Source organism: Phaeobacter sp. CAU 1743 (assembly GCF_039839315.1).
GTDB lineage: Bacteria > Pseudomonadota > Alphaproteobacteria > Rhodobacterales > Rhodobacteraceae > Phycobacter > Phycobacter gallaeciensis_A.
This window is the reverse complement of sequence record NZ_JBDOQR010000147.1, coordinates 1-3634: the sequence shown is the minus strand read 5'-3', so window position 1 is coordinate 3634 and position 3634 is coordinate 1. Positions and strand designations below refer to the sequence as shown.

The window sequence follows — 3634 nt, the reverse complement described above, 5'->3', positions numbered from 1 at the left end:
CGCCTGCGATGTCGTAGTCTTCTTCATGGTGTTGCTTTCCTTTCGGTTTGATCACCCCGAGCCTACGGCTCAGGGAAAGCAACGCCACCCTTCAGGCAAACTTCAACATCAACCGGGACATCCCCAAGGCGTGGAGACGCTGGCGCAATTCGAGTATGTCCGCGACCTTGGCGTCGATTTTGCACAGGGTTTCTTCCACGCTCGGCCACTCTCACCTCGCGAGGCTGAAGAGTTCTTATCCCAGTCACAAACCTCCAGCATGCTTCAGAGCGGGTAAATGCTGTGCCAGCGGATTGCTAGGAAACTAGTAGAGCCGCCAGATCACCGTGCGAAGCAAAAAACGAGCGGATTAGTATAGCAGAGCGTCGGTCAACGGAGTGGAGACTTGGCAGCTCTTTGACAACTTGATCAAGGCCTTTCAGGCTCGCGTCTGCCCCGTCTTTTATGTCGTTGGGCCAGGCGAAACCCATTGACCAATTAGGGAAGACTTTTCGGTCTACTTTGCCATGGAACAGTCTCAACAATCCCCTGTGGCGGCCATCCATCTTGATGCGTTCGAAACAGGCATCGACCCTGCTCTGATCCCCCTCAAGAACCTGCAAAATCGAGCCCTCATGATAGAGAAGCAATCCGCTTATACCATCCGACTGATTGTTTCTACGCGAGACGGAAAGAATGGCGTTCAAGTCCTCGGTTGAGAACATGTGACTGGCAGCACTCAGATAGATTGTCCTGTACATTCCGCTCCCCCAAAATTTCGTAAATTTATCATAAATATTGCATTGTGTGAATGGATGCGTCGTTACGTAATCTCGATACACGCAACCAAGGATTTTGGGTCTCGCTTCCTGAGTGAGATGCTGAACTGCCGATTGCGAGCAGCGCAGATGCTCATCCAGACTAGGCATTGTTGCTGCGGACGTCGCTGCCGCGATGGGAAAAGCGGTACTGCACGGCCTGGCCGTTTTCCATGCCCTTCTCGGCAATCCTATCCTTTTGGATATACGCCCTATCCTTATGCAAAATTCCGCAAGACACGGCTTGGTAACGGTTTTGTGTCACGACTTGCGGAGTTTTTATGATTTTGGTCCGAAGGGGGCATGAGTATGGACAATGTAGCAGCGCCGCAGCTGTCGAAGGCGCGAAAGCTGTCCTTTGCGAACTTAAGCACCAAAACCAAGGTTCTGGCTGCGGTAGCCGCTCCATTGCTGCTGACACTTGGTATCGGTGTCATTGCAAAAGTGGACCTCAACAAGATGTCAGAAACATCTGGCTGGGTGAGGCATACTCAAACCGTTCTTGAGGAAGCTGACGCCATTGTCGCGTCCGCTGTAGATATGGAAACCGGCATGCGAGGCTACCTCCTTGCCGGCGAAGAGCAGTTTCTTGCGCCCTACAACACCGGTGAGGAAAAAGCCTATTCCACACTTGCTCAGCTCCGTGAGGTTGTCAGCGATAACCCACCTCAGGTTCAGCGTCTGACCGAAGCAGAAGAAGTACTCAGGAAATGGCAAACTGAAATCGCCGAACAGCAGATCAAGCTACGCCGCTCGATCGGAAATTCCGAAACCATGGTGGATCTGGCGCGCCAAATCCAAAAAGCCGAAGGCAAAGTATACTTCGATGGGTTTCGCGGTTTGATATCGGAATTTATTCTGGCTGAGCGAACCCTGCTCGACCAGAGGTCGGAAGAATTCTCCCAACTGATGGAATTTGGCACCCCCACCACGGAGAGCATCGAAAATGCCGTGAAATGGGTCAACCATACCCATACAGTTATCGGCGAAGCGCAGAAAATTCTTGGCGCTGCCGTGGACATGGAAACCGGTATGCGTGGGTTCCTGCTCGCTGGTGACCCTGCCTTCCTCGAACCCTATGAAGCAGGTCAGCAAAGCTTTGAGACGCTGGTTACTGAGCTTTCCGAAACGGTCAGCGATAACCCCGCTCAAGTCGCGCGCCTTGCGGAAATCAACAAGACAATTTCGGAATGGCGCACCAATGTTGTTGAGCCGATGCTGGATCTACGCCGCGCGATCGGCAACTCAGAAACCATGGATGACATGGCGAGATTGGTTGGCGAGGCCCGAGGAAAGTTCTTCTTCGATCAGTTTCGAGAGCTCATGGGAGAGTTCATGTCGATCGAACATGCTTTGATGGAGGAGCGCCAAAAAGCCAATGTTGCGACGGCAAAAAGCGCTGAAATCCAGATTTTGGGCGCAGTTGCTGCGGCCATCTTGCTGGGGTCCGTCATCGCTCTCTGGGTTGGAGCCAATATTGGGAATGCAGTACGAGCAATCACCCAATCAATGGGTCAACTGGCCGAAGGGGATACCTCAGTTGAAATCAGGGGACAAAGTCGTGGCGATGAAGTCGGTGCGATGGCGCGCGCACTCGACGTCTTCCGCAAAGCCTTGATCCGCGAAAAGGAACTGGAAGCCGCGCAAAAAGTAAAGGATGCCGAGCAGGCGGAGGTGGTTCGTGAACTCAGCAATCGCCTGTCTGATCTGGCCCAGGGTGACCTAACCGCGCAGATCCAGCGCACCTTCCCTGCTGACTATGAGCAACTACGCCGGGATTTCAATTCGACGGTCTCCACCTTGAGTGCAACAGTGACAGAGGTCATCGAAACCTCTGGGAGTATCCAAAACGGTGCGGCTGAAATCAGTCAGTCCTCCGATGATCTGTCCCATCGGACGGAAAGTCAGGCCGCGACTCTCGAAGAAACCGCTGCTGCGATTGACGAGCTAACAGCTTCAGTGAAATCGGCTGCCGATGGTGCTCGCAGCGTTGAAAACATCATGGGCGAAGCCCGCACTGAGGCTGAGAACAGCGGCAAGGTTGTTCAGAGTGCTGTTGCTGCAATGACAGAGATCGAGGAATCCTCTACCCATATCGCTCAAATCATAAGCGTGATTGACGACATTGCCTTCCAGACTAACCTTCTGGCCCTAAACGCTGGGGTCGAGGCTGCAAGGGCCGGTGAGGCTGGACGGGGGTTTGCAGTCGTCGCCTCCGAGGTCCGTGGCCTGGCGCAACGGTCCGCCGATGCGGCAACCGAGATCAAGACGTTGATCACCGACAGCAGCAAACAGGTAACACGTGGTGTGGACCTTGTGGGCAAGGCGGGCGAAGCGCTCACCAGTATCGTTGATCGGGTCAACCATATTTCCAAACTGGTCAGTGACATCGCCGAGGGCGCAGTTGAGCAATCCACAGCACTCGGAGAAATCAACACCGGCGTTGTGCAACTGGATAAGGTGACACAGCAAAATGCAGCCATGGTGGAAGAGGCCACTGCCGCAAGTCACATGCTGAAAAGCGATGCCACCAAATTGGCCGAGCGGGTCGCCCACTTCAAGATCTCGGGTGGAGCAAAGGTCACGCCCATGTACGCGGTCTCGACGTCACAGCCGACTCGCCACGGAAGTGACGACTGGGAAATGGGTGAAGCCGTATCGGCGGCCACCGCGCATGGAAACGCAGCCTTGGATAAGTGGCAGGACTTTTAGCCGACATTCCCCAAGTGGCCTGCCGTCTGACGTCAAGATCGCCTGATTTTGCCCGCTGGACAAGCGTTTTTCGCGCCGAGCGGCGTCTGCGGTCGCGCAAACGCCTGGAGCTGGGCGGATCGGGC

At 54.5% G+C, this 3634-nt stretch carries 2 protein-coding genes; both read left to right on the top strand.

The features are described from left to right. On the top strand, window positions 1-277 hold a 277-nt coding region (locus AAFO90_RS24270; RefSeq protein WP_347511111.1), incomplete at its 5' end, for a hypothetical protein. A gap of 829 nt (window positions 278-1106) precedes the next feature. After that, the gene (locus AAFO90_RS24265) at window positions 1107-3509 is read left to right on the top strand and encodes a CHASE3 domain-containing protein (RefSeq protein WP_347511110.1); all 2403 of its coding nucleotides are present in this window, start codon (window positions 1107-1109) and stop codon (window positions 3507-3509) included. Window positions 3510-3634: the final 125 nt, after the last annotated feature.